This is a genomic window from Mesorhizobium sp. M0018 (assembly GCF_040323955.1).
GTDB lineage: Bacteria > Pseudomonadota > Alphaproteobacteria > Rhizobiales > Rhizobiaceae > Mesorhizobium.
Map to the genome: position 1 here is coordinate 130373 of NZ_JAMYVL010000007.1, position 19878 is coordinate 150250.

18 protein-coding genes are annotated in these 19878 nt (G+C 61.1%); 1 reads left to right on the forward strand and 17 read right to left on the reverse strand.

The window, feature by feature from the left end:
* Positions 1-19 precede the first annotated feature (19 nt).
* The 15 genes from glpK to NKJ81_RS12245 form a co-directional block, all read right to left on the reverse strand.
* Complete coding sequence (gene glpK, locus NKJ81_RS12175) at positions 20-1537, reverse strand: glycerol kinase GlpK (protein WP_352540583.1); 1518 nt, start codon at positions 1535-1537, stop codon at positions 20-22.
* Positions 1538-1683: 146 nt separating this feature from the next.
* Positions 1684-3411, reverse strand: coding sequence for an ABC transporter substrate-binding protein (locus NKJ81_RS12180; protein WP_352540584.1), 1728 nt, complete (start codon positions 3409-3411; stop codon positions 1684-1686).
* Between the two features lie 78 nt (positions 3412-3489).
* Entirely contained in the window at positions 3490-3756 is a 267-nt protein-coding gene (locus tag NKJ81_RS12185) for a DUF2160 domain-containing protein (protein ID WP_031211283.1), read from the reverse strand.
* A 173-nt stretch (positions 3757-3929) separates the two neighbouring features.
* On the reverse strand, positions 3930-4844 hold the full coding sequence (locus NKJ81_RS12190) for a carbohydrate ABC transporter permease (RefSeq protein WP_352448784.1): 915 nt from the start codon (positions 4842-4844) through the stop codon (positions 3930-3932).
* 1 nt (position 4845) lies between these two features.
* Entirely contained in the window at positions 4846-5712 is an 867-nt protein-coding gene (locus tag NKJ81_RS12195) for a carbohydrate ABC transporter permease (protein ID WP_023674893.1), read from the reverse strand.
* A gap of 1 nt (position 5713) precedes the next feature.
* Positions 5714-6781, reverse strand: coding sequence for an ABC transporter ATP-binding protein (locus NKJ81_RS12200; protein WP_352540585.1), 1068 nt, complete (start codon positions 6779-6781; stop codon positions 5714-5716).
* Positions 6782-6790: 9 nt separating this feature from the next.
* Positions 6791-7870 carry an ABC transporter ATP-binding protein gene (locus NKJ81_RS12205; protein ID WP_352540586.1) on the reverse strand — a complete coding sequence of 360 codons (1080 nt, stop codon included), beginning with the start codon at positions 7868-7870 and terminating at the stop codon, positions 6791-6793.
* A 39-nt stretch (positions 7871-7909) separates the two neighbouring features.
* Positions 7910-9436 carry a glycerol-3-phosphate dehydrogenase gene (gene glpD / locus NKJ81_RS12210; protein WP_352540587.1) on the reverse strand — a complete coding sequence of 509 codons (1527 nt, stop codon included), beginning with the start codon at positions 9434-9436 and terminating at the stop codon, positions 7910-7912.
* 125 nt (positions 9437-9561) lie between these two features.
* A complete protein-coding gene (locus NKJ81_RS12215) occupies positions 9562-10329 on the reverse strand; it encodes a DeoR/GlpR family DNA-binding transcription regulator (protein ID WP_023674889.1) in 768 nt (255 codons plus the stop codon).
* A gap of 129 nt (positions 10330-10458) precedes the next feature.
* Positions 10459-11871 (reverse strand): pyridoxal phosphate-dependent decarboxylase family protein, encoded by a 1413-nt coding sequence (locus tag NKJ81_RS12220; protein ID WP_352540588.1) that lies wholly within the window; start codon positions 11869-11871, stop codon positions 10459-10461.
* A gap of 58 nt (positions 11872-11929) precedes the next feature.
* Complete coding sequence (locus tag NKJ81_RS12225) at positions 11930-12661, reverse strand: proteasome-type protease (RefSeq protein WP_352540589.1); 732 nt, start codon at positions 12659-12661, stop codon at positions 11930-11932.
* A 31-nt stretch (positions 12662-12692) separates the two neighbouring features.
* Entirely contained in the window at positions 12693-13487 is a 795-nt protein-coding gene (locus NKJ81_RS12230; protein WP_352448779.1) for a transglutaminase family protein, read from the reverse strand.
* Positions 13488-13548: 61 nt separating this feature from the next.
* Complete coding sequence (locus NKJ81_RS12235; RefSeq protein WP_352540590.1) at positions 13549-14490, reverse strand: alpha-E domain-containing protein; 942 nt, start codon at positions 14488-14490, stop codon at positions 13549-13551.
* 164 nt (positions 14491-14654) lie between these two features.
* Positions 14655-16067, reverse strand: coding sequence for a circularly permuted type 2 ATP-grasp protein (locus tag NKJ81_RS12240; protein WP_352540591.1), 1413 nt, complete (start codon positions 16065-16067; stop codon positions 14655-14657).
* A gap of 172 nt (positions 16068-16239) precedes the next feature.
* Entirely contained in the window at positions 16240-16476 is a 237-nt protein-coding gene (locus NKJ81_RS12245) for an Lrp/AsnC ligand binding domain-containing protein (protein WP_023674883.1), read from the reverse strand.
* 236 nt (positions 16477-16712) lie between these two features.
* Between NKJ81_RS12245 and NKJ81_RS12250 the strand changes: the two genes are divergently transcribed.
* A complete protein-coding gene (locus NKJ81_RS12250; RefSeq protein WP_352455762.1) occupies positions 16713-17132 on the forward strand; it encodes a DUF4864 domain-containing protein in 420 nt (139 codons plus the stop codon).
* Between the two features lie 9 nt (positions 17133-17141).
* Here NKJ81_RS12250 and NKJ81_RS12255 read toward each other — a convergent pair whose 3' ends face one another.
* The gene (locus NKJ81_RS12255) at positions 17142-18521 is read right to left on the reverse strand and encodes a glycosyltransferase family protein (protein ID WP_352540592.1); all 1380 of its coding nucleotides are present in this window, start codon (positions 18519-18521) and stop codon (positions 17142-17144) included.
* 221 nt (positions 18522-18742) lie between these two features.
* A complete protein-coding gene (gene tgt, locus NKJ81_RS12260) occupies positions 18743-19873 on the reverse strand; it encodes a tRNA guanosine(34) transglycosylase Tgt (protein WP_352502505.1) in 1131 nt (376 codons plus the stop codon).
* Positions 19874-19878: the final 5 nt, after the last annotated feature.

Genomic DNA, 19878 nt, shown 5'->3' on the forward strand with positions numbered 1-19878 from the left:
AAACGGCGCGGGTTTTTCATTAGTGCGAATCCGGTGGCATCCCTGCCTGCGTACTTAGCGTCCTGCGCACAGCGTGGCGCCAACCTGCCAGCTTGGCGGCACGTGTCGAAGCATCCATGTCCGGCTTGAACCGGCGCTCGAGCGCCCAACTCCTGGCGAATTCCGCGGCCTTCGGCCAGACACCCGCCTTCGAGCCGGCCAGCCAAGCCGCACCGAGTGCTGTCGTCTCGAGAATTGTCGGCCGGTCTACCGGCGCATCGAGAATGTCGGCCAGCCGCTGCATGGTCCAGTCTGACGCCACCATGCCGCCATCGACCCTGAGGACGGTCTTGGCCGACGCGCCCTTCCAGTCCTTGCGCATGGCATCAAGCAGGTCGCGCGTTTGGAACGCGACTGATTCCAGTGCCGCGCGGGCAAATTCCGCCGGCCCCGAATTGCGGGTCAGCCCGAAGATGGCGCCGCGCGCTTCGGCATCCCAATGGGGCGCGCCGAGCCCGACGAAAGCCGGCACCAGATAGACGTTCTGCGTCGGATCGGCTTCCTCTGCCAATTTGCCGCTATGCTCGGCCCTGCCGATTACCTTGATTCCGTCGCGCAGCCATTGCACGGCGGCGCCGGCGATAAAGATCGAGCCTTCCAGAGCGTAGGTGGTCCTGCCGTTCAGCCTGTAGGCGATGGTGGTCAAAAGCCGGTTCTTCGAACGAACCAGATCGCTGCCGGTGTTGAGCAGCGCGAAGCAACCGGTGCCGTAGGTGGATTTCATCATGCCTGGCTCGAAACAGGCCTGGCCGATCGCCGCCGCATGCTGGTCGCCGGCCACACCGAGGATTCTAATCTGTGCACCAAACAGGCTTTTGTCGGTGATTCCAAAATCATCGGCACAATCTTTCACCTGCGGCAGCATTCTTGCAGGTATGCCGAAAATGGCCAGCAGCTCGTCGTCCCAGGCGTTTTGTTCGATGTTGTAGACCAGTGTGCGCGAGGCATTGGTGGCGTCAGTGGCGTGGACCTTGCCGCCAGTCAGGCGCCAAATCAGGAAACTATCGATGGTGCCGGCCAGCAGTTCGCCCTTCTCGGCGCGTTTTCTGGCGCCCTTCACCTTGTCCAGCATCCAGGCGATCTTGGTGCCGGAGAAATAGGGATCGAGCAGCAGGCCGGTCTTTTTCGTGAATTTCTTCTCCAGCCCCAGCTTCTTCAGTTTCTGGCATAGCGGCGCGGTGCGGCGGTCCTGCCAGACAATCGCGTTGTGGATCGGCTTGCCGGTCTGTTTGTCCCAGATGACGACGGTTTCGCGCTGGTTGGTGATGCCGATCGCGGCGACTTCCGCTGCGTTGCGGCCGGCTGTCTTCAGCGCGGCTTTCACCGTTTCCACGACGCTTGCCCATATCTCCTCGGGATCGTGCTCGACCCAGCCGGAGGCCGGATAATATTGGGTGAATTCCTTTTGCCCGCTGCCGACGACCTTCATCTTGTCGTCGAACAGGATCGCCCGGCTCGATGTCGTCCCCTGGTCGATTGCAAGGATATATCCGGTCATTCTCTCTCCCGTCGAAGCGAGTTCAAAGGTGCTGCGATGTCTCGACGCCAGATGGCGCGGAGCCGTTCACGCAAACAGGGGAGACGGCAACATGCCGCCTCCCCTGAGCATGGCGATGCGGGCGCGGACGCCCGCATCAAACGGTCCTATTGCTGCCAGCTCTTCACCAGCTCGTCGTAGTTGATGGTGACCGGCTTTTCCTTCTCGTTCTCGATCTTGAGCTGAGGAGCGAGATTGCCCTTCTTGACCGCGTCCGCATTCCAGTAGGCGAGGTCATGCTCTTCGGCCATCTTCGGGCCAATATCGCCCTGGACGCCCGACTTCTCGATGCGGCTCATCACCTTTTCCTGCTCGCCGCAGAGCGAGTCCATCGCTTCCTGCGCGCTCTTGGCACCCGACGAAGCATCGCCGATCGCCTGCCACCAGAGCTGTGCCAGCTTCGGATAGTCCGGCACGTTGGTGCCGGTCGGCGACCACTGGACGCGCGCCGGCGAGCGGTAGAACTCGATCAAGCCGCCGAGCTTTGGCGCACGTTCGGTGAAGCTCTTGTCGTGGATCGTGCTCTCGCGGATGAAGGTCAGGCCGACATGGCTCTTCTTCACGTCGACCGTCTTCGAGGTGACGAACTGCGCGTAGAGCCAGGCGGCTTTGGCGCGGTCGGTCGGCGTCGACTTCATCAGCGTCCAGGAACCGACGTCCTGATAGCCAAGCTTCATGCCGTCCTTCCAGTAGACGCCATGCGGCGACGGCGCCATGCGCCACTTCGGCGTGCCGTCGTCGTTCAGCACCGCCTTGGCGCTGGCGTCGACCATGCTGGCGGTGAAGGCGGTGTACCAGAAGATCTGCTGGGCAACCGCGCCCTGCGCCGGAACTGGCCCCGATTCGGAGAAGGTCATGCCTTGGGCTTCCGCCGGTGCATAGGCCTTCAGCCAATCGAGGTACTTCTGGATGGCATAGACAGAAGCCGGACCATTGGTGTCGCCGCCGCGCGCCGTGCAGGAACCGACCGGACGCGAATTCTCGTCGACCTTGATGCCCCATTCGTCGACGGGCAGACCGTTCGGAATGCCCTTGTCGCCATTGCCGGCCATCGACAGCCAGGCGTCGGTGAACCGCCAGCCGAGCGAGGGGTCCTTCTTGCCATAGTCCATATGGCCGTAGACCTTCTTGCCGTCGATCTCACGCCCGGTGAAGAACGCTGCAATGTCCTCATAGGCCGACCAGTTCACCGGCACGCCGAGGTCGTAGCCGTATTTGGCCTTGAAGTCCGCCTTGTTCTTCTCGTCGTTGAACCAGTCGTAACGGAACCAGTAGAGGTTGGCGAACTGCTGGTCGGGAAGTTGGTAGAGTTTCTTGTCGGGCGCGGTGGTGAACGAAGTGCCGATGAAATCCTTCAGGTCGAGATTCGGGTTGGTGACATCCTTGCCGTCGCCTGCCATCCAGTCGGTCAGGTTGCGCACCTGCTGGTAGCGCCAGTGCGTGCCGATCAGATCGGAATCGTTGACCCAGCCGTCATAGAGGTTCTGGCCGGTCTGCATCTGGGTCTGGATCTTCTCGACGACGTCGCCTTCCTGGATGACGTCATGCGTAACCTTGATGCCGGTGATGGCCGTAAAGGCCGGCGCCAGCACCTGCGATTCATACTGATGCGTGGCGATGGTTTCGGAAACCACCTTGATATCCATGCCGGCGAAAGGTTTCGCGGCATCGATGAACCATTGCATCTCGGCTTCCTGGTCGGCGCGCGAAAGCGTCGAAAGGGGCCCGATTTCCTTATCGAGGAAGGCCTTGGCCTCGTCCATTCCGGCATAGGCATTGCTTGCCCCGAGCAATAGGACAAGCGCAGTTGTTGATGTCAAGAATTGCCGTCGCATGTATTTCCTCCACTGTTAAAGTTCAAAGTGCGATCTGGATCGGCGGCCGGCACGCCGCCGTTCCAACAGTTTCCCCCTCTATACGTAGCGGAACACGCCGACGGCGTAGACCACGGAGAGAGCGAGAGCCCACCACAGATTGGGTCCGACTAGACCCAGCCAAGCGAGATGGATAAAGGCGCTGCCAAGCAGCGACAGGAACAGGCGGTCGCCACGCGTCGTTTCGAACCGCAGCACGCCGACGCGCGGATTGCCGCCCGGCGAGACGTATTCCCACGCCGCCATGCCGCAAAGCAGCAGAAAGATGGTTCCAAAGAAGGCCGCGGTCGGCCACGTCCAGGCCATCCACGAAAAATCGAGGTTGGACGAGAGGTTAAATCCCCACAGGCGGATATTGGCCGGATCGCTGAAGCCCACCGTTATTGCCACGAAATCGATTTGAAGTGCCACCCAGGCCACGACGACCAGGGCGAGAAACAGCACGGCCCACCACCATGGGCTTCTGTCGACCTGCTCCATCATACCCTCCCCAGGGCAAAGCCCTTGGCGATGTAGTTGCGCACAAACCAGATGACGAGCGCGCCGGGAATCAGCGTCAGCACGCCGGCTGCGGCGAGCAGCCCCCAATCCATGCCGGCGGCCGAAACGGTGCGGGTCATGGTCGCGGCGATCGGCTTGGCGTCGGTGGTCGTCAGCGTGCGGGCGATCAGCAGCTCGACCCACGAGAACATGAAGCAGAAGAAGCACGCCACGCCGATGCCGCTCGCAATCAGCGGCATGAATATCTTGATGAAGAAGCGCGGGAACGAATAGCCGTCGATATAGGCGGTCTCGTCGATCTCCTTGGGTACGCCCGACATGAAGCCTTCGAGGATCCACACCGCCAGCGGCACGTTGAACAGGCAATGCGCCAGAGCCACGGCGATGTGGGTGTCGATAAGGCCGAAGGCCGAATAAAGCTGAAAGAATGGCAGCGCGAACACCGCCGGCGGCGCCATGCGGTTGGTCAGCAGCCAGAAGAACAGATGCTTGTCGCCGAGGAAGCGGTAGCGTGAGAAGGCATAGGCCGCCGGCAGCGCCGCAGCCACCGAAATCACCATGTTCATAACCACATAGGTGATCGAGTTGATGTAGCCCGAATACCAGGACGCGTCGGTGAAGATGGTGCGGTAATTCGCCAATGTCGGTGCGTGCGGGTAGAGCGTCAGCGACGAGACGATCTCGCCATTGGTCTTGAAGCTCATATTGATGAGCCAGTAGATCGGCAAAAGCAGAACGATGATGTAGAGCGTCGGCACGATCCACCACCAACGCGACTCCTCGCCGCGACGGCGCATCAGCCGTGCGATCTCGTCCTGCCGTAGCGTGCTGGCGAGCCCTTCCGAAGCTGTCGTCTCGCTCACCCTGTCGGCTCTCTCTTCGGTGCGGCTCATCTCAGCGCTCCGCGTCGTAATTGGTCATCACGGTGTAGAACACCCATGACAACAACAGGACGATAAGGAAGTAGACCAGCGACATCGCCGCCGCCGGGCCGAGGTCGAACTGGCCGAGCGCCGTCTTGACGAGATCGATCGAAAGAAAGGTCGTCGAGTTGCCGGGTCCGCCGCCGGTCACCACGAACGGTTCGGTGTAGATCATGAAGCTATCCATGAAGCGCAGCAGCACGGCGATCAGCAGCACGCGGTTCATCTTCGGCAGCTGGATGTAGCGGAACACCGCCCAGCGCGAGGCACCGTCGATCTTGGCCGCCTGATAAAAGGCATCCGGGATCGAGACCAGGCCGGCATAGCAGAGCAGAACGACGAGGCTGGTCCAATGCCAGACGTCCATGATGATGACCGTGACCCAGGCGTCGTATGGGTCTTGCACATAATTATAGTCGATGCCGAGCGCGTTGACGTAATAGCCGAGCAGGCCAATGTCGTTGCGCCCGAACACCTGCCAGATGGTGCCGACGACGTTCCACGGGATCAGCAGCGGCAACGCCATCAAAACAAGGCAAACAGGCACGCCCCAACCCTTCTTCGGCATATTGAGCGCAATGAAGATGCCGAGCGGCACTTCGATCGCCAGGATGATGAAGGAGAAGACAAGGTTGCGGATCATCGCCTGCCAGAAGCGGCTGGAGGAAAGCAGTTCCTCGAACCATTCCGTGCCGGCCCAGAAGAAGACGTTATTGCCGAAAGTGTCCTGCACCGAATAATTGACGACCGTCATCAGCGGTATGACCGCCGAGAACGCCACCAGCAGCAGCACCGGCAGCACCAGGAACCAGGCTCTGTTGTTCCAGGTCTTTTCCACTTCAGGCTCCCATCTCGACGCGCCAGGAATTGGCATAGATGTTGATGCCGGCCGGGTCGAACCGCACCTTCGGATCAGCCGGAACTGTCTCGTCCTCGCCGATGACGGCGGCGATCTCGCGCCCTTCAAGATTGGCACGGACCACCTTGTGGCGGCCGACGTCCTCGACCTTGCTGATCCGGACGGCCATGCCCTGGCTGCCTAGGCGCACATATTCGGGACGGATGCCGAGTTCGATGGCGCCGCCGCCCGCCTTGGGCACGCCCGGCAGTTCGATCTGCTGCGAGCCCAGCTTCGCTGTCTTGCCGTCGATCGCCACCGGCATGACATTCATGCCGGGCGAGCCGATGAAATAGCCGACAAAGGTGTGGCGCGGGCGCTCGAACAGCTCCGCCGGTGTGCCGATCTGCACGATTTCGCCGTCATACATGACGACCACCCTGTCGGCGAAGGTCAACGCCTCGGTCTGGTCATGCGTGACATAGACCATGGTATAACCGAAGCGGCGGTGAAGCTGCTTCAACTGCGAGCGCAGCACCCATTTCATATGCGGGTCGATGACTGTCAAAGGCTCGTCGAACAGGATGGCGTTGACGTCGGAGCGCACCAGCCCGCGCCCGAGCGAGATCTTCTGCTTCTGGTCGGCGGTCAGTCCGCGCGCCTTTCGTTTGGCCATATCGGCCAGCCCGGTCATCTCCAGCGTCTCGCGCACCTTGCGGTCGACGTCGGGCTCCGGCACGCCGCGATTGCGCAGCGGGAACGCCAGATTGTCGTAGACGGTCATCGTGTCGTAGATCACCGGGAACTGGAAGACCTGGGCGATGTTGCGCTCTTGGGTCGACAGATTGGTCACGTCCCTGCCGTTGAACAGCAGCTGGCCATGCGAGGGATGCAGCAATCCCGAAATGATGTTGAGCAGCGTGGTCTTGCCGCAGCCGGATGGGCCGAGCAGCGCATAAGCGCCGCCATCCTCGAAGGTGTGGTGCACTTCCTTCAGCGCGAAATCGGCATCCGTGCGCGGGTTCTGCAGATAGGAGTGGCGGATATGATTGACATCGATGCGCGCCATCGCTTCCTCCTAGGCCGCCAGCTTCGGCGCGGCCACGGCACGGCCGTGCTCGTCGAAGACCATGATGTGGCGCGGGTCGATGAACACCTCGACCTCCTCGTCCGGCTCGAAGTCGCGAATGCCATGGGTCAGCATGACCCAGCGCGCATCGGCAAAATCGAGATGGACGAAGCTTTCCGATCCGGTGATCTCGGTGATCGTCACCTTTGCGCGCACCGGCACTGCGGCGGCGTTGGGCCGATCGAGGGACAAATGATGCGGCTGGAAGCCGATCGTATAGATCGCATCAGCAATGCCGAAGAGTTCCGCCGGCACCGGCAATTTCACGCCGCCCTCGAGCAGGAAATCCAGACCCTTCTTGGCAAGCACGATGGTGTTGAGCGGCGGATCGGCGAAGGTTCTCGCCGTCACCAGATCAACCGGTTTGCGGAACACTTCGATGGTCGGCCCGAACTGGGTGATGCTGCCTTCGGAAAGCGTCGCCGTGTTGCCGCCGAGCAGCAAGGCTTCGTGCGGCTCGGTCGTGGCATAAACAAAGATTGTACCGGCGGCCGCGAAGACTTTCGGCAGTTCCGCGCGTAATTCTTCGCGCAGCTTGTAGTCGAGATTGGCGAGCGGCTCGTCGAGCAGCACGAGGCTGGCATTCTTGACGATCGCGCGGGCCAGCGCGGTGCGCTGCTGCTGGCCGCCCGACAGACTGAGAGGCGTCCGGTCGAGATAGGGCGTTAGTTTGAGAAGGGCGGCGGCATTGCGCACCTCCCTGTCGATCGTTGCCTGATCCGTGCCGGCCACCCGCAGCGGTGAGGCGATGTTTTCGTAGACCGTCATCGCCGGATAATTGATGAATTGCTGGTAGACCATGGCGACGTTGCGCTTTTGCACCGGCATGCCGGTGACATCCTTGCCATCGAACCAGACCGAGCCCGAGGTCGGCACGTCGAGGCCCGCCATCAGCCGCATCAGGCTGGTCTTGCCGGAGAGCGTCGGCCCGAGCAGGACGTTGAGCGAGCCGTGCTGAAGCGTCAGCGAGACGTCGCGGATATGTTCCGCCGCACCCACCGTCTTCGTCACGTTTCTCAGTTCAAGCATGATGCCTCCTCCCAGGCTTTCTGCATCAGTCGGCCGTTCCTATTCGGCAGCCGCTACGTGCTGCCGGCTTATTCCGCGCATGAACTCGTCGAGCACTGCCGCCTGCTCACGGCTGAGACGCAGGCCGCGCTTGGTCCGGCGCCACAATACATCCTCGGCAGTCATCGCCCATTCGTTTTCGACGAGGTAGCGCACCTCGGCTTCGTAGAGATCGGCGCCGAAGTTGCGGCCAAGATCGACGTTCGACTTGGCGAGGCCCAGCAGCTTCCTTGCGCGGGTGCCGTAGAGCCGGGTCAACCGGCGGGCCAGCCGGGCGTCGAGGAACGGGTACGCCGTTTTCAGTTTCGCCACCTCGGCATCGAAGCCGGTGACGGGAAAGTCACCGCCAGGCAGCGGCGCGTTTGCCGTCCATGGTTTGCCGCGCTTGCCGAGAAAACCCTCGATCTTCTCGAGCATCGATTCCGACAATCGGCGGTAGGTCGTGATCTTGCCGCCAAAGGCGTTGACGATCGGGGCGGCACCCTCGCCTCCATCGGCCTTCAGCACATAGTCTCGGGTGGCTTCCTGCGCCTTTGAGGCGCCATCGTCGTAGAGCGGTCGCACCGCGGAATAGGTCCAGATGATATCCGACGGCTTGACCGGCTGCGCGAAATATTCGCTTGCCGCAGCGCAGAGATAGTCGATCTCGGCGTCATTGATCCTGACGTTGTGCGGATCGCCGGGATAGTCACGGTCGGTGGTGCCGATGAGCGTGAACTCGTCCTCGTAAGGGATGGCGAAAATGATGCGCCCGTCCTTGTTCTGAAAGAAATAGGCGCGTGGGTCGTCGAATTTCGTGCCCACGACGATGTGGCTGCCTTGTACGAGGCGGACATTGTGCACGTCGTTCAAGCCGACGGTGGCCGACAGCACCTGATCGACCCACGGGCCGGCGGCATTGACCAGCAGCCGCGCCTTGACCTCCTCGGTATCGCCGGTCCGCACATTTTCAAGCCTGACCGTCCAGAGATTGCCTTCGCGGCGTGCGCTGACGACCTTTGTTCGGGTTCGAATGGTTGCGCCGCGCTCGGCAGCGTCGCGGGCGTTCAACACAACCAGCCGGGCATCGTTGACCCAACCGTCCGAATATTCGAACGCCTTTCGAAACAGCGGCTTCAGCGGCTTGCCGGCCGGATCCTTGGCCATGTCCAGCGTTTTCGTCGGCGGCAGCAATTTGCGCCCGCCAATATGGTCGTAGAGGAAAAGCCCGAGCCGGATCAGCCAGGCCGGACGCAGTCCCTTGGCGTATGGCAGCACGAAGCGCATCGGCCAGATGATGTGCGGCGCGTTCCTCCACAGGACCTCGCGTTCCATCAGCGCTTCGCGCACCAGACGGAATTCGTAGAATTCGAGATAGCGCAAGCCGCCGTGGATCAGTTTGGTCGAGCCGGAAGAGGTCCCGCTGGCCAGATCGTTCATCTCGGCAAGAAAAACCGAAAAGCCACGTCCAACGGCATCGCGGGCGATGCCGCAGCCATTGATGCCGCCACCGATGACGAAAATGTCATGAATCGGTGATGCGCTCAAAGAATCCTCCCTCGACTTCGCATTGCAGCATTTTTGGGTTCTTGCGAAACCGTAGCGGAATTATTTCGAAATGATAACGAATGTCAAACGAAATATGATGGGCGGAAGATGCCGCTACGGCATCTCTAGGAGAGCGACGTTTCGATCAGCTGAACTTCTGCCTCCTGGCAGATCTTACGCACCGACGGGATGTCGCAACGATCGGTGATAAAGGTGTTGACCTGCGACAGATGGCCGATGCGGACGGGCGCGGTGCGCTCGAATTTGGTCTGGTCCGACACCAGGATCACATGTCGGGCGTTGGCGATGATCGCCTGAGCCACCTTCACCTCGCGAAAATCGAAGTCGAGCAGTGCGCCGTCATGGTCGATGGCCGAGGCGCCGATCACCGCAAAATCGACCTTGAACTGCCTGATGAAATCGACCGCGGCCTCGCCGACCACACCGCCGTCGGAACCGCGGACGACACCGCCGGCGATCACCACCTCGATCGAAGGATATATGCGCATCCTGTTGGCAACATTGATGTTATTGGTGATGACCATCAGGCCGCTGTGATCGAGAAGCGACTTGCTGACAGCTTCCGTCGTTGTCCCGATATTGATGAACAGAGACGCGTTGTCGGGGATCAGCCGGGCTGCTGCGCGGCCGATCGCCTCCTTCTCCTCGGCGGCGATCTTGCGCCGAGCCTCATATTCCATGTTCTCGATGCCGGAGGGGAACAATGCCCCGCCATGGATGCGGGACAAAAGCCGCTGGTCGCAGAGATCGTTGAGATCCTTGCGGATCGTCTGCGGCGTCACGTTGAAATGCGTCGCCAGCTCCTCGACCAGTACGCGGCCATGGTCCTTGGCCATCTGGATGATTTCGGAATGACGCGGCGACAGATACATCTAGCAACCCTCTCATTTTCGTTTTTCTCGTCTATAGCTGAAAACGAAAGCCATGAACAGGTATGGGCCGGCTAATGAAAATCGGACGACTGCAGCGAGAAAAGCTCCGGCGCGATCTCGACGAGGCTATCAACTCAGCCCACGCGCGATCTCAGTGATGACCTCGAACGCAGTATCGACGTCCGCCGCAGTCGTTTCGAACTGCCCGACCTGAAAGCGGATCGCCACCTGCCCGTCCACCCGGGTCTGCGTCAGGTAAATGCGGCCGTCATCGTTGATCGCGCTGACCAACCGCAAATTGTGCTCGTCAGAGTCGATGGCCGCAGCCGCGAGATGGCGGAATGAGAATAGCGACAGCATCGGTTCCGTGACGATCTCGAAATCCGGTTCCCGAGCCAGCCGCGCGGCGAGGCTCTCGCTCCAGGCAACATGGTTGCGGATCATGTTCCGCAGATTTTCCAAGCCATGCGCACGCAGCAGGAACCAAAGTTTCAGAGCGCGGAACCTCCGTCCGAGCGGCACCGACCATTCGGAGTAGTTGATGACCCCGTCGCGGCCATGCGTTTTCAGGAATTCGGGCTTGATCGCCAGCGTGCGGACCAGGTCTTCCGGCTGGCGGATGAACTGCATCGAGCAATCGAACTGTGCCCCCAACCATTTATGCGGGTTGAAGACGATGGAATCGGCATTTTCGGCGCCGGTCCAGAAATGCCGGAACTCGTGGCAGATCATGGCGGAGCCGGCCCATGCGGCATCGACATGCAGGTAGAGCCCGTGCCGCTTCGCCACCTCGGCAACAGCCGCCACATTGTCGGTGCCGCCGGTACTTGTGCCGCCGACGCTGGCGATGATGCCCGCCGGCAGCATGCCGTTTTCGCGGTCGGTAACGATCGCGGCTTCCAGAGCCGCCGTCTGCATGGCGCGGAAGCGTCCGGCGACCGGAATGCGCACGAGGTTCGCCTCGCCGATGCCCGACACCCAGATCGCCCGGTCGATAGAAGTATGGACCTGGTCGGAAGAATAGATCCGCACGACCGGCTGCCCTTGCAAGCCGTTCTTGTTGCCTTGCCAGTCGAGCGCGCGCTCGCGCATTGTCAGCACGGCGGCAAGCGTCGCCGATGAAGCCGAATCCTGCATGACGCCGGAAAATCCCTCCGGCAAACCAAGCGCCTGCCGCATCCAGTCGACGACACGCGTCTCGAGCTCGGTTGCCGCCGGCGAGGTCTGCCAGAGCATGCATTGCGCGGCCATCGCGGAAACCAGATACTCGGCCACGACGGAGACCGGTGCCGCGTTAGCCGGGAAATAGGCGAAGAAACGCGGATGCTGCCAGTGCGTCATGCCCGGCAAGATCTTTTGTTCGAAATCGGCGAAGATTGCCTGCATCGTTTCGCCGTCTTCCGGCGGCGCGGCATCGATGCTTTTGAAGATTTCGCCCGGCTCGACAAGCGGCCGCACCGGTTTTTCGCGAAGGCTGTTTCTGTAGTCGGCGCCCCATTCAGCCGCTCGCAGCGACCATTCGCGGAATTCGTTGCTATTCATCTTCGCCTCCGTAGCGCCTCATCGAGCCGCGATCAAAGAGCACGAAAAACGAAGGTTTTCATTCGGGAAAATCAGGCAGGCTGGCAAAGGCGGTCTTCAGCGCGTTCGACCAGCTATCCGAGATCGTACGATAATATTGATCGTCCTGGGTTATTCGCTTTTTGAGGCCGACCTTGAAAGTGTCCTTTTCATAGAACAGCAGGTCGAGCGGCAGGCCGACCGACAGGTTCGACTTCAGCGTCGAGTCGAACGACACCAGCAGTAACTTCACCGTCTCGGCGAAACTCATCGTCCTTTCATAAGCGCGGATAATGATCGGCTTGCCGTATTTGGTCTCACCGATCTGGAAGAACGGCGTGTCCTCGGTGGATTCGATGAAATTGCCTTCCGGATAGATCATGAACAGGCGCGGCGCGCTGCCCTTGATCTGACCGCCGAGGATGAAGGAGGCGTTGAAGTAGGAATCCGCCTTTTCGCCCGCCGGCGACGAACTGGCGATGACCTCCTTGACGGTGTCTCCGACCAACCGGACTGTCTGGTACATGGAGGGCGTTTCGAGCAGTGTGGCACGGCGCTCCGCCACTGCCTTGGTGCGTTCGTCGAGCAGGCTGACCACGGCCTGCGTCGTCGCCAGATTGCCGGCCGACATCAAAACGATGACGCGCTCGCCCGGCTCTTCCCAGACATGCATCTTCCTGAAGGTCGAGATCGAATCCATGCCGGCGTTGGTGCGCGTGTCCGACATGAACACGAGCCCGCGATCGATCTTCAGGCCGACGCAATAGGTCATCGAATCTCTTTGGCAACAATCTTGCCGGGGATTACTGCTCCACGGTGACGGTGACCGCAAGCTGTTCTTCCGCCTGTCCCAGCCGAATTCCAGATACCGGCGTGGCGTCGCGATAATCGCGGCCGGTCGCCACCTTCACATAACGCTCGTCCGGAGAAATGCCGTTGGCGACATCGAAGGCGACCCAGCCGAGGCCCGAGACATGCGCCTCGGCCCAGGCGTGGCTTGCCGCCTGCTCGATGGCCGCATCCATCATCAGGTAGCCGCTGATATAGCGGGCCGGAAAATCCATGGCACGCGCCGCGGCAACGAAGATGTGGCTGTGGTCCTGGCAAACGCCGGTCTTGAGCGCCAAGGCCTCTTCGGCCGGCGTCGTCACGTTGGTGGTGTCCGGCGTATAAGCGACGCGCTCGCCGATCACCGCCATCAACCGGTGCAGCCTTTCGATGTCGGTACCCTTGCCGACCGAGGCAGCAAGCTCGCGAATGCCGCTGCCGATCGTCGTCAGCGGCGTTTCCTGGCCGAACAGCCAGAGCGGCGCGAAACCCTGGTGCGGTCCGCAGACGCCAGCGGTGTCGCGCGTCACCACTTCGCCGGCTGCTTCGACGGTGATGAAGTCGCGCTCGCCCTCGACGCTCAACAGCCGGGTATCATTGCCGAAATGGTCGGTGAAGCGCACTTCCTCGCGTGCGCCTTCGATCCTCAGCGCCCAGGACAGCACCGTCTGGGTGCGCCCGTTCACCGGGAGCAGCCGCAAACGCTGCAACAGATAATGCACCGGCGCATCGTAGCGGTATTCCGTCAGGTGGGTGATCTTCAGCCGCATCGCACTCGTCCCTGGAGCATGACCTTTTCCGAAAACCGGTCTCCGCTTTTTGGGGTCATGCTCAATAGAACCTGTAATCCTGCGCGATCTCGTCGCCGAGCCTGGTGTTGTCGCGGATGAAATTGGCCAGGAATTCGTGCAGGCCGGCGTCGAAAATATCCTTGATCGACCCGGCCGTCAGCATGGCCTGGGTCTTGGCAGCCGTCGCATGGCAGGCGTGGCGCTCCCCATAGTCGTCACCCAGGAATTTGAGATGCTCCGTCAGGAAGCGGTAGCAAAAGGTCAGCGAGCGCGGCATGCGGACGTTGAGGATCAGATAATCGGCGATGTTGCTCGGCTTGTAGTCGGCATCATAGACCCAGCGATAGGAACGGTGCGCCGACACCGAGCGCAGGATCGATTCCCATTGGTAGTTGTCGAGCGTCGAGCCGACCCAGGAGATCGACGGCAACAGCACGTAGTATTTCACATCCAGGATACGCGCGGTGTTGTCGGCGCGTTCGACATAAGTGCCGAGCTGCGAGAAATCGAAAATCTCGTTGCGCAGCATCGTGCCGTAGAACGAGCCGCGGATCAGCGCCGTCTCGCGCTTGATTGCGTCGAGCGCGTTGGGCAGGTCGCGCTCGTCGATCGGCTTGGCCAGTATCCGCTTCAGCGACATCCAGGCTTCGTTGATGCTTTCCCAGGTCTCACGCGTCAGTGCGGTACGCACCATGCGGGCATTGTTACGGGCCGTTTCGATAGACGACATCGTGCTCGACGGGTTCGATGTGTCGCGCAGCAGATAGTCGGCGACATTGGCGGCGGTGTAGTCGGAATATTTCTGCGTGAAGCTGGCGTCCGAACCGGCGCTGAGCAGCACCGAATTCCACTCCTCCGAAGCGTTCTGAGTACGAGTCAGCGCCATGCGCAAGCCGGCATCCACCAGCCGCGCCATGTTTTCCGCCCGCTCGATGTAGCGGTTCATCCAGTAGAGCCCGTTGGCGGTGCGGCCGAGAAGCATGTCAGGCGGTCCTGTGGTGAATAGTGAAAGGTGAATGGTGAATGGTGACTATCCGGATTCCAGGGCACGATTCCGCGCGCTTCACTTCAGGGCATTTCACCAACATCAACGACCCACATCCTTACCTATTCACTATTCACTATTCACTATTCACTACTTTCACTCTAATCATCCAACACCCACGTATCCTTCGTGCCCCCGCCTTGCGAGGAATTGACGACCAGCGAGCCTTCCTTGAGCGCTACTCGGGTCAGCCCGCCGGGCACGATCTGGATGCGGTCGGAAACCAGCACATAGGGGCGCAGATCGACATGGCGCGGCGCCAGCCCCTTGTCCGTCAGGATCGGACAGGTCGACAGCGCAAGCGTCGGCTGGGCGATGTAGTTCGACGGTTTTGCCGCGACCTTTTTGGAAAACTCTTCGCATTCCTTCTTGGTCGCCGCCGGGCCGACCAGCATGCCGTAACCGCCGGAGCCGTGGACTTCCTTGATCACCAATTCATCGATATGCTCGAGCACGTATTTCAGGCTGTCCGGCTCCGAGCAGCGCCAGGTCGGGATGTTGCCGAGCATCGCCTTGCGGCCGGTATAGAATTCGACGATTTCGGGCATGTAGGAATAAATCGCCTTGTCGTCGGCGATGCCGGTTCCCGGCGCATTGGCGATCGTGATGTTGCCGGCGCGGTAGACGTCCATAATGCCCGGCACGCCAAGTGCCGAGTCGGGGCGGAAGGTCAGCGGATCGAGGAACGAGTCGTCGACACGACGGTAAAGCACGTCGATCTGCTTGTAGCCCTCGGTGGTGCGCATCGCGACATGGCCATCGACGACGCGCAGATCCTGCCCCTCGACAAGCTGCACGCCCATCTGGTCGGCAAGGAAAGCATGTTCGAAATAGGCCGAGTTGAAGCTGCCCGGCGTCAGCACGGCAATGGTCGGCGCGCCCTTGGTGCTTTGCGGCCGCACTGCCGCCAGCGACTGGCGCAAGAGCTGCGGGTAATTCTCAACCGGCCGCACCTTGATCTGCTGGAACAGCTCGGGAAAGAGCTGCATCATCGTCTCGCGGTTCTCCAGCATGTAGGAGACGCCGGACGGCGTGCGCGCGTTGTCCTCCAGCACGTAGAACTCGTTCTCGCTGATGCGTACGATGTCGACGCCGATGATGTGGGTATAGACGCCGGCCGGCGGCCGCACCCCGATCATCTCGGGCAGGAACGCCTCGTTCTTGGCGATCAACTCCTTCGGCACCCGGCCGGCGCGTAAGATCTCCTGGCGATGGTAGATGTCGTCGAGAAAGGCGTTCAGCGCCTGGACGCGCTGCTCGATGCCTTGCGTCAGCCGTCGCCATTCGTTGCCCGAAATGATGCGCGGAACGATATCGAAGGGTATCAGCCGCTCCGATGCTTCCTGCTCGCCGTAGACGGCGAAAGTGATGCCTGTCTTGCGAAAGACGCGTTCGGCGTCCTGCATCTTCTCGGTAAGTCTGGCCGGGTCCTGTTCCTTCAGCCAGCGATCGTAAGCCGAATACGGTTTTCTCAGCCCGGAAACTTCCGGAAGCATTTCATCGAACGCTGCCAATCGCATACTCCCCTGTGGCGCCATTTCACTGGCCTGGCTGGAGAAAATCAAGCGCAATCGGTGATTTGTTGGGCGCCGGCGATCAGTATATCGCACTTGCCTAAAATTAAGGCAGCACCAATAGGGCCTTGATCAGGCTTTGCCTGGTGTCCGGGCAGATGCCGGATGCGGATCAAAACGCGCGAAAGGTGACGACCGTGAACGTGTCCTTGATGCCGGGAAGAATCTGCACTTTCTCGTTGACAAAGTGGCCGATGTCTTCCTCGTCGTCGACATAGAATTTGGCGAGCAGGTCGTAGTTTCCGGCTGTCGAGTAGATTTCCGAAGCGATCTCGGCATCGGCCAGGGCGCTGGCAACGTCGTAGGCCTTGCCCAGATCGCATTTTATCTGCACGAAAAATGCCTTCATTGCCTGGTCCTGCTCACATCGCACGCTCTAATCGAGCGGCCCTTGTGGCAGACTGCCGCCCGGCTTTCAAGCATCGGCAATCGCTCAGGCTGTTCTCGCCTCGACAATGCTTTCTCGGCTCGGACACGGACTGCCACGCCGAATGTTTGCGCTCGGCTGAAACCCTGAAGCACTGCAAAGCGTATGGTATCATGTACCTTCAGGCAGCGATTTCTCAGGGACAACGGAGACAGGCCATGCGCCGCGCGTTTTTCGCATTCGCAGTCGTTCCATTCATTTTCGCATCCCAGGCCTTTGCTGGCGACGCCGAAGTCAAAGCGGCGCAGACAGTCATCGATGGGCAGTTGAGGGCGTTCATCGCCAATGACGGAATGACGGCCTACAGCTTTGCCGCACCGAATGTGAAACGCATCTTTCCGACCGTCGATACCTTCATGAACATGGTGACAAAAGGCTATCCGCCGGTGCGCCAACCGCAGACCTACTCCTTCGGCAAAGTTCGCGAGACGAGCCCGACCTCGATCATCCAGCAAGTGCTGATCGTCGGCCCGGATGGCAAGGACTACGAGGCGGTCTACACGCTCGAACTACAGCCTGACGGCAGCTTTCGGATCACCGGCTGCAGCCTGCGTGCGTCCACGTCGCTCAGCACCTAAAGGGGTGTTTCAATCCTGTCGCCGGTAGAGCGTCCAGCTCAGGCCTGAAAACCCCCAATGCCTCGACGCATCGGCCCGTTCATACGCCAGAGCGCATGCGGCCGTAGGTTGGACATGTTCGGCTTGTTTGTCCACGTCCCCTTCGAGGACCAGCCAGGCGGGCCGTTCGGTGCACATCCCGTCGTCTGTGACCAGCAATGCCCGACGATCCATTCGCGCCGCAAAATAGTTGACGACAATGGGGGTGCGGAAATTACCGTCGCTGGCATAGGTGGTTGCGCCGTTCCTGGTCATTTCATCAACGATAGCGGCGTAGGAGCCGCGTCCATATTGATAGAACTGAAGCAGCGACGAAATGCTTCCACTCACCACGATCGCCAGCGCTCCCATCGCAAGCAGCCTGGCAGTTCCGCGAGCATCCAGGCCGCGGCCAATCATCTCGCCGGCCCAGAGCAGCAGCAATGTTCCGCTGATGATGAAATAGCGCGGGAACTCAAGGTTGGGCAGATGCGCCGCCGCCATGAGCAAAGGCAGTCCGATAATCCCGATGGCATAAAGGCTGGCTCGACGACCGCGCCAGACACCGGGGGAGAGGCCGACAAGACCGCAGGCGGCAACGATATAGGGCCCGTCGCCAAACCAGGGTGGCAGGCCGAACAGAGAGCGGATCATCCCGCCATAGCCCTGCGCGAAGGCGGCAATCGAGAATGGCGAAACACCACCGACACTGAAGCCGAACAGCCTGCAGCCGACAAACACGCCGACAGCCAGCGGCAGCACGGCAAGCAAGCCCGGCAGGAAGATCGACGCCAGGTCCGCAACGACGCGGCCGACCTTCGCCGTACGCTGCCAGGCGAGCCAGGCGGTCCAGATTGCGAGGACCGCCACCATTCCGATCATTGTGAGATGGCACAGGAAGCCGAAAAGGATCGCCGCTGCCAAGGCCGCGCCAGACCACCGTCTATTGTCGAGCCGGCGCTCCAGAAAAACCACCGAGAGCAGCGTGAACAGCACAAGGCCGGCATAGCCGCGCGCCTCCGAGCCGTAATGGACCATTGGGTAGCTCACGGCAAACAACAGGCTTGTGGCAATCATCGCCTGTCGTCCGCGCGATGCGGCGCTCGCTGCCGCCGCACCGATCGTGGCAACACCTAATGCTATCGACAGACCTCGCTGGATCAGCGGCGAAGCATCGGGGCCAATGAGATAGAGATAGACCGAGTTGAGGAAATGATTGTTGTCGTGATTGACGCGCCAGAATATCTGGTCGATCGAGGTCAGCGGCTCGATCAGCGCAAAGCTCCAGATCTCGTCCAGCCAAAGGTCGCCGCGCGCGCCAAGCAAGCGCAAGACCAGGCCGGTCACTGCGATCGCCAGAATCGCAAGCAACGACCCAGCCGTCCATCGCTGAACCGCGATGGGGGTCGAAGGCGAAGGCTCGGCGATGCCGTTCGTCCGCACCGTCGTGCCAGGAACTGAAACGTGCCGCGAAACGAACAGGTTCTTGATCCTCGCCCGATGTCGTCCGGCAATGCTTATTGGGCAGTCGTTTCAAAACAGTTCATGGCAGGGACAACTCCTCCCTGGAGCCGGATTCCTGGCGAGCATGCCTACCGGACGGCGAGGTCACCGTTTGCCCATTGCTGCGTGATGATCTCGGCTTCTTCGGCGAACCTGCCAGCCTCGATCGCTTCACGAATGTCGCGCATCAGCTGCTGGTAATAGGACAGATTGTTCCAGGTCAGGAGCATCGCCCCAAGCGCCTCTTGCGAGCGCACCAGATGATGCAAATAGGCCCGCGAATAGTCGCGTGCGGCCGGGCAGTCGCTTGCCTCATCGAGCGGACGCGGATCGTCGGCATGGCGGGCGTTGCGCAGATTGACCTTGCCGCGCCGTGTGTAGGCTAGGCCGTGGCGCCCTGCCCGCGTCGGCATCACGCAGTCGAACATGTCGATGCCGCGCGCCACCGACTTCAAAATGTCGTCCGGGGTGCCGACGCCCATCAGGTAGCGCGGCCGGTCAGCCGGCAGCTCCGGGCAAGTGATGTCGAGCATCTCCAGCATCACCGCTTGCGGCTCGCCGACAGCCAGCCCGCCGATCGCGTAGCCCTTCAGCTCCATTGCCTTCAGCGCCTGCGCCGAGCGCAGCCGCAGATCCGGCACGTCGCCGCCTTGCACAATGCCGAACATCGCCTTGCCGGGCTGCTCGCCGAATGCCGTCTTGCAACGCTCGGCCCAGCGCAACGACAACTCCATGGCACGCTCGATCTCGTTCTGCTTGGCCGGCAGAGCCGTGCATTCGTCGAGCTGCATCTGGATGTCGGAATCGAGCAGCCCCTGGATCTCTATCGAACGCTCCGGCGACATCTCGTAGGCGCCGCCGTCGATATGCGAACGGAATGTAACGCCGTTCTCGGTCAGTTTCCGCAGCTTCGACAGCGACATCACCTGGAAGCCGCCGCTGTCGGTCAGGATTGGATGCGGCCAGCGGGCGAATTCATGCAGGCCGCCGAGCCGCGCCACGCGCTCGGCGCCGGGTCTTAGCATCAGGTGGTAGGTGTTGCCGAGGATAATGTCCGAGCCGACGCCGCGCACCTGATCCATATACATGGCCTTCACCGTGCCGCCGGTACCGACCGGCATGAAGGCAGGCGTGCGGATTTCCCCGCGCGGCATGGTGATTGCACCACGCCGCGCCCTGCCGTCGGTCGCCAGCACCTTGAAGGTGAATGCGTCAGTCATTGAAT